The following is a 7,269-nucleotide window of genomic DNA, read 5'->3' as shown; positions in this document are numbered from 1 at the left end:
GTGGCCGGACGCGGCCCGTCGCTGGTGCCGGCGGTCAGCGCGTTGAGCGCCCCGACCAGCAGCAGGAACTGCTGCAGCGACGGCTCACGCTCTTCCGCGACCAGCCGATCGGCGGTCTCCAGGATCACCTGACCGGTGGTGTAGGCGGTGTAGTCGCCGCCGAGCGGTTCGGTGTAGGCGTGCAGGGTGACCGCCTGGGTGACCACGTCCAGGGTGCGCCCGGTGGCGAACTGAGCGTCGATGTGGCTGAACGGCTCCAGCCGTCCACCGAATTTGGACGAGGTGCGCCGCACCCCCTTCGCGACCGCGCGGATCTTGCCGTTCCGGCGGGACAGCAGGGTGATGATCCGGTCGGCTTCCCCCAGCTTGTGGGTGCGCAGCACGACCGCCTCGTCACGATAAGTGGGCACGGTTCATTCTCGCCGATCGGGACGGCGGCATCCGCGCGCAACCCCGGTCGCGGCTCAGCCCGCCGTGAACCGGGCTTGCACCTGGCCGGCCACCGTCAGGTCTTCGGGCCTGATGTCAATGCCGCTCAGGTCGTCGCCGGCGAACGCCGCGCCCCGGGCCATCGCCATCGGAGCCGCGACCGCGAAGGTCTCGGCGGTTGCCCGGTCACCGAGCAGGCCGGGATCGGCCAGTTGCACGAAGGCAACCTCCTCGGCACCCGCCGCGCGAGCCATCACCAGCGCCCGCTGTCGGGCCTGTTCGACCGCGCGGGTGAGGCACACCTCTTCCAGTTCGCGACGAGTGGCGTCGGTCAGCCGCCACTCGACCCGCTGCAGCTCGAGGCCCTCGGTCGCACCGAAGCGGGCCGCGAGGTCGGCCAGGGCGATGAAGTCGGTGAAATCTGCCCACAGTGCGGCGCCGGCGCGGAAGATCGGCGCCTGCTGCCGTCCTTTGGCGATCGGGCGCCACGAGGAGGTGCTGATCGGTCGCACCACTACCTCGACGACCGCGCCGGAATCGCGCAACCGATCGAACTCGGCGCTGATCAGGTTCACCACCTCGGTCGCCGTGCGCAGGACCTGGTCCTTGCTGGCTCCCTCGGCCCGAACCCAGGCGTGCAGTCGCGCGACCTCCGGTCGGACCGTTTCCTCGTGGGTTCCCTGGACACTGATCTCCATCGCAGCTCCCTTCCGGCGTCGAGCGTAGTGGCAGCCCACAAGCAGGGGCGGTCGACGCCCCGCCCTGCAGGCGGCGGCGGACGGCGGCGCAGGCCTGGTTGCTACCGTCGGAGTCATGCCTACCCCGGACCTCGACGCACTCGCCCGCTACGCCACCGAACTCGAGACCCTGGCCGAGCCGCTCGCCGCGCGCGACGGGCTCACCGTCCGCACCGCGCGGGCCGACGACGGGCCCTGGCTCACCGAGTTGACCGACGAGCGCTGGCACGGCGCCGTCGTGCTCTCCGGCGAACTGATCCGACCGGCCACGATGCCGGCGCTGATCGCCACCGATGCGGCCGGACGCCGCGCCGGCGCGCTGACCTTCATCCCGCGGCAACGACCCGACGGCGTGCACACCGAACTGGTCACCATCGACGCCGTCGATCCGGGCAGTGGTGCCGGCGGCATCCTGCTCGAGGCCTTGGTCGAGCTGGCCCGGCACGAGTCCTGGCGCCGTGTCTGGCTGGTGACCACCAACGACAACACTCGCGCGCTGCGCAGCTACCAGCGGGCGGGCTGGGACCTGGTGGCCCTGCACCGCGACGCGATGGACGACGTCCGCCGATTCAAGCCCGGGATCCCCTCGCACGGCATGGACGGCATTCCGCTGCGGCATCAGCTGGAGTTGGAGTACCCGCTGCACTGAGCACGCCCGCCGCTGGTTGAGCTTGTCGAAACCAGGCCAGTCGAACTCACCCCGTCATCCCGGCGAACGCCGGGATCTCCGCACTGATCCAGCGCGACCAGATCCCCGGGTCAAGCCCGGGATGACCGATGGGTCGAGACAGCGCGGGCGGCATGGGGGTCTCGACAAGCTCGACCAACGGGAACCCCCGCTGGTTGAGCTTGTCGAAACCACCAACCACCTCCGCTTTCCTGGTCTCGACAAGCTCGACCGGCGAGATGCGATCAGGCCAGCAGCACCCGCACCACATTCGGACGGCCCGGTGTATCCCGGCCGCCGGCACCCACGCCGATCGTGATCGGGAAAGCCGGCGGTTCGGGCTCGCAGGCCGAGGCGAAACAGCGCAGCAGCGCGGTGCCGGTCGGAGTGGCCAACTCGCCCAGGCCCCGGCCGTCCACCACCTGCGCCGGTTCCTCGGTGAGCATCCCCTCGTCCCCGGTGATCCCGGCCAGCGGCACATACCGATCGGCAGCGTCGCGCAACGGGTGCGGCTCCTCCGGAGCCGCCTCACCGGCGTCCACAGCCGGGCCAAGGGTGACCACAGGCCAACCTCGAACCAGCTCGGCGACCGCCGGAACCGGCACCTCGAGGTCGCCGTGCGAGGTGCGGATCCGCCCCGACCCCAGCGCCAGCGGTGAGGCCGTCACCGAGTCGACGCCGAGCAGCCGGAGTGCCTCGCAGTCGCCCACGACGTCGGTGAGCACATCGAGCGCGGCCACCTCTTGCAGCGCCACCTCGTCGGGGTCGATGCCGTAGCCGCGGCTGTAACCCTCGCCGAGCCGGCGGAGCACCCGCAGCGCCAACGCCTTGGTGTCTTCCGCCAGCGAAGACTGTTCGACCTCCGCGCACAGTCGCGCCAAGGTTCGCGGGCCGCTTCGGTCGGCGACGATGTCGACGTGCAGCTTGCTGGCCGGCAGACCGGCCCGTAGCACCGGCTCGCGACGCAACCGGACGCCCTCCCCCGCCACGGCGCGGACGGCAGCCTGGACCCCCTCCAGGTCGGCGCCGGCATCGACCAGGGCACCCATCAGCATGTCGCCGGCGACCCCGGCCCGGACGTCCAACCATGCGCGCACGATCGCCATCATCGCGTATCGGCGAGCCGTCTTCGCGATGCGGGAAGGGCCTTGACAGAGCTCCGTCCGATTCGAGAGATTGCCGCTATCCTATTAGTCAGAATCCTGATTATTGATCGGAGACCCGCCGCGTGACCATCGACCCGGAGACCCTCGAAGCACTCCGTTCCGCCGCCGGAGATGCCCGGCTCGACAGTTCCACCGAGGCGCTGACCGCGGCCAGCCATGACACCTGGCCACTCAGCACCAAGCTGGCGAAGCTGCACGAGCACCCCTGGCCGGCCGAGTTGGTGATCCGGCTGAACAGGTTCGACGAACTGCCCGAACTGCTCCGCACCGCGAGCCGGCACCAGATCCCGGTCACGGTGCGGGCCTGCGGGTCCTCGGTCACCGGCCAGCCGCTGCCGACCCGCGGCGGCGTCGTCCTCGACGTCAGCACGGTGCCGCCCACCTTCGCCCTGGACGAGCGCAACCTCACCGTCACCGCGTCCGCGAGCATGCCCGGCGGCGAACTCGAGGACGCCTTGGCCAACGCCGGCTACACCCTCGGCCACTCGCCCCAGTCGCTGTACCGATCGTCAGTGGGCGGCTGGGTCGCCACCCTGGCCAGCGGACAGTTCTCCTCGATGTACGGCGGCATCGAAGACCTGGTCACCGGCTACACCGTGGTACTGGCCACCGGCGAGACGGTCACTGTCAAGGCCTCTCCACGGGCGGCGATGGGACCCGACCTGCGCCGGGTCTTCCTCGGCTCCGAAGGCACCCTCGGCGTGATCACCTCGGTCACCCTGAAGGTCTTCCCCACCACGGTGACCACCCGGTTCGCCGCCTACCGGCTGGCCACCGTCGAGGACGGCATCGAGATCCTCCGCGAGCAGGCGGCGCTCGGCCTGCGCCCCTTGCTGCTGCGGCTCTACGACGCCACCGAGGCCGCCCACGCCGCGCCCGGCGAGACCCAGCCGGTGCTGTTCGTCGGCACCCGCGGCCCCGAGACCGTCGCGGACGCCGAACTGCGTGTGCTGGACGGGTTGATCACCGGCCGCGCCGGCGTCCCGCTGGGTGCCGCACCCGTCGAACGCTGGATGGGTCGCCGCTTCGACTTCTCCACCGTCGAGAACCTGCTGGACGAACCGGGCGGGTATGCCGAAACCATTGAGGTGGCGCACACCTGGTCGGGCATCGGCGACCTCTACCACGCGCTCACCACCGCGCTGGCCCCGTTGGCCGACGAGGTGCTCGGCCACTTCTCGCACGTCTACCCCCAAGGCACCTCGCTGTACGTGATCCTGCTCGGCCGCGCACCCGACGACACCGAGGCGGTCCGCCGGCTCCGGGCCATCTGGGAGACCGCCATGCAGATCTGCCTCGAGCAGGGCGCCGAACTCTCCCACCACCACGGCGGCGGAATGGCCCGCTCGGCCTACGCCCGCCGCTCGCTCGGATCGGCTCATGTCGTTCTGCAGCGGCTCAAATCGGCCCTCGACCCCGCCGGGATCCTGAACCCGGGAAAGCTGGGGCTGTGATGCCCCGGCCGCCAGTAGTCCTGCCCCAGCCCTTCCACCGAAACCGGAGCTGACCATGTCCACTGCCCGACTGCTCGTCATCGACGCCGGCACCACCGGGATCCGCGCACTGATCTACGACGAGAACGCCGCCATCCTGGCCCAGGCGTACACCGAGTTTCCGCAGTACCACCCGGCCCCCGACCGGGTCGAACAGGAACCGAGCGACATCTGGGACGCCACCCAGGCGATGATCCGGCAGGCGCTGGACGCCGCCGAGTTGCAGCCCGGCGAGATCACCGCGATCGGCATCACCAACCAGCGCGCCACCACCATCGTCTGGCATGCCCGCACCGGCGAGCCGATCGGGCGGGCGATCGTTTGGCAGGACACCCGCACCGCCGACCGGGCCGAGGCGCTCAACGCCGAATGGGGCGACCGCGTCTATGCCCGCACCGGCTGGGCGATCGCCCCGGTCTATTCCTCGCTCAGCCTGGAATGGATGCTGGCCAACGTCCCCGAAGCCGCCGCGGCGGCCGAGAACGATCAGCTGCGGTTCGGCACCGTCGACTCCTGGCTGATCTACCGGCTGACCGGACGCGCCGCCCACGTGATCAGCGCGTCCAACGCCTCGGTGACCGGCTCCTACGACCTGCTCGCCGGCGACTGGTACCGGGAGTGGCTGGACGCCCTCGGCATTCCCGCCTCGGCCTACCCCGAGGTGCGCGACGACTCCGGGGTTCTCGGAGTGACCGCGGCGGACGTCTTCGGCGCCGAGGTGCCCATCGCGTCGGCCATCGCCGACCAGCATTCGGCCTTGTTCGCGCAGGGTTGCATCGAGCCGGGGATGACCAAGTGCACCCATGGCACCGGCACCTTCCTGGACATGACCATCGGCACCGAGCCGCTGATCGACACCGCGTCGGGCCTGACCACCCAGATCGCCTGGCGACTGAACGGCGAAACCGTCTACGCGCTGGAGGGCTACGCCGGCTCGACCGGGTCGGCGGTGCAGTGGCTGCGCGACGGCGCCGAGATCATCGCCACGTCCGCCCAGTCGGAGGAGTTGGCCCGCAGCGTGCCGGACAACGGCGGGGTGTATTTCGTCCCGGCGCTGACGGGCCTGTCGGCGCCCTATTGGGATGCCTACGCCCGCGGCACCATCTTCGGGATCAGCCCCGGCACCAAGCGCGGGCATCTGGCCCGAGCCACCTTGGAGGGCATCGTCTTCTCGGTGCGTGACTTCATGGACGCGATGAGCACCGTCTCCGGCCATCCGATCACCCGGATCGCCGTGGACGGCGGAGCGTCCCGCAACGATCTGCTGCTGCAGTTCCAGGCCGACCAACTGGACGCCGAAGTGGTGCGCCCGCGCAACACCGAGGCCACCAGCCTGGGCGCGGCCCTGCTGGCCGGCTTGGCCACCGGGGTCTGGGCGAATGCCGCCGAAGCCCTCGCCACCCAGGAGATCGAGGCCAGCTTCACGCCGGCCGTGTCCGCGGACACCAGGGCTGCGCAGTACCGCACCTGGAAGCGCGCCGTGGAACGCTCGCGAGGCTGGCTGCGCGACGCCGGGGAGGAGTGATCGGACGTGCATCGTGCCGATCCTGAGGCACTCGCCCAGCGGGAGTTCGACCTGATCGTGATCGGCGGCGGCATCACCGGTGTCGCCACCGCTCGCGATGCGGCGTTGCGCGGCCTGTCGGTGCTGCTGGTCGAGAAGGACGACTTCGCCGCCGGCACCTCCAGCCGGTCTACCAAGCTGATCCACGGCGGGTTGCGCTACCTGGAGACCTACCAGTTCAAGATGGTGGCCGAATCGCTGCAGGAACGGGAGCGGATGCTGCGACTGGCCCCGCATCTGACCGAGGTCCGGCCCTTCCTGTACCTGCTGTACCGCGGCTATCCCGAGACCCGGTTCAAGCTGAGCCTCGGCCTCACCTTCTACGACGCGGCGTCCGGGCAGTGGCGCAAGCGCCGGCACGCCATGCTGAACCGGGAGCAGGTGCTCGAGCACGAGCCGCACCTGAACCCGGAGGGACTACTCGGCGCCGGACGGTTCTACGACGTGCTGACCGACGACGCCCGGCTCACCCTGGACACCGCCAAGGGCGCCGCGCGGGCCGGTGCGGTGCTGCTGAACCATGCTCGGGTGACCGGGCTGCTGATCGAGGCCGGCGAGGCGCGCGGCGTCCGGATCGAGGATCAGCTGGGCGGTGGCGTGGTGGAGGTGCACGGCCGGCAGGTGCTCAACGCGACCGGGCCGTGGACCGAACAGACCCGAGCGCTCGAGGACGGCGGACCAGCAGGCCGGCTGCGGCCCACCAAGGGCGTACACATCGTGCTGCGCAAGCGGGACTTCCCACTGAACACCGCCGTGTTCCTGCGCTCCCCCGACGACAACCGGGTGGTCTGGCCGATCCCCTCGCTGGACGACTCCCTGGTCTACGTGGGAACCACCGACACCGACTACATCGGCGACCCGGACTCCGTCCGCCCGGAGGAGGCCGACCTGCAGTACCTGCTCAACGTGGCGAACCACACCATTCCGGACGCCCGGTTGGACCTGAGCCATGTGGTCGGCTGCTGGGCCGGGCTGCGTCCGCTGGTGGCGCCATCGCCGGGCACCAGCACGGGCAACACCTCGCGGGAGCATGCGATCAGCGTCGGCCCGGCCGGCATGCTGACCATCTCGGGCGGCAAGCTGACCAGCAGCCGGCTGATGGCCCGCCAGTTCGTGGACGCCGCCGTCGAACGCCTGGGCCGGTCCACTCGTCGCCCCGCCGGACTCTCTCTTCCCGGTGAACTCCCTGGTCAGCGGGCCGAACCCCGCTCCG

At 70.6% G+C, this 7,269-nt stretch carries 7 protein-coding genes; 4 read left to right on the top strand and 3 right to left on the bottom strand.

Annotated elements, in window-relative coordinates; genetic code table 11:
* Positions 1–410, bottom strand: a 410-nt coding sequence (gene recO, locus Q0066_RS12795; protein WP_298133469.1) for a DNA repair protein RecO, incomplete at its 3' end; no start/stop codon positions are given.
* Positions 411–464: 54 nt separating this feature from the next.
* Entirely contained in the window at positions 465–1,127 is a 663-nt protein-coding gene (locus Q0066_RS12790; RefSeq protein ID WP_298133468.1) for an SIMPL domain-containing protein, read from the bottom strand.
* Positions 1,128–1,242: 115 nt separating this feature from the next.
* Here Q0066_RS12790 and Q0066_RS12785 point away from each other — a divergent pair, with 115 nt between their 5' ends.
* Complete coding sequence (locus Q0066_RS12785; protein ID WP_298133466.1) at positions 1,243–1,815, top strand: GNAT family N-acetyltransferase; 573 nt, start codon at positions 1,243–1,245, stop codon at positions 1,813–1,815.
* A 263-nt stretch (positions 1,816–2,078) separates the two neighbouring features.
* Here the strand turns inward: Q0066_RS12785 and Q0066_RS12780 are convergent, their stop codons facing one another.
* Positions 2,079–2,930, bottom strand: coding sequence for a LarC family nickel insertion protein (locus Q0066_RS12780; RefSeq protein WP_298133464.1), 852 nt, complete (start codon positions 2,928–2,930; stop codon positions 2,079–2,081).
* A 131-nt stretch (positions 2,931–3,061) separates the two neighbouring features.
* On the opposite strand from Q0066_RS12780, the gene Q0066_RS12775 reads away from it, so the two are divergent.
* From Q0066_RS12775 to Q0066_RS12765, 3 genes are all read left to right on the top strand, one after another.
* Positions 3,062–4,453 carry an FAD-binding oxidoreductase gene (locus Q0066_RS12775; RefSeq protein WP_298133462.1) on the top strand — a complete coding sequence of 464 codons (1,392 nt, stop codon included), beginning with the start codon at positions 3,062–3,064 and terminating at the stop codon, positions 4,451–4,453.
* A gap of 55 nt (positions 4,454–4,508) precedes the next feature.
* Complete coding sequence (glpK, locus tag Q0066_RS12770) at positions 4,509–6,017, top strand: glycerol kinase GlpK (RefSeq protein WP_298133460.1); 1,509 nt, start codon at positions 4,509–4,511, stop codon at positions 6,015–6,017.
* 6 nt (positions 6,018–6,023) lie between these two features.
* On the top strand, positions 6,024–7,269 hold a 1,246-nt coding region (locus Q0066_RS12765), incomplete at its 3' end, for a glycerol-3-phosphate dehydrogenase/oxidase (RefSeq protein WP_298133458.1).

Source organism: Micropruina sp., assembly GCF_027492755.1.
Lineage (GTDB): Bacteria > Actinomycetota > Actinomycetes > Propionibacteriales > Propionibacteriaceae > Micropruina.
This window is presented reverse-complemented; position numbering and strand designations above follow the sequence as displayed.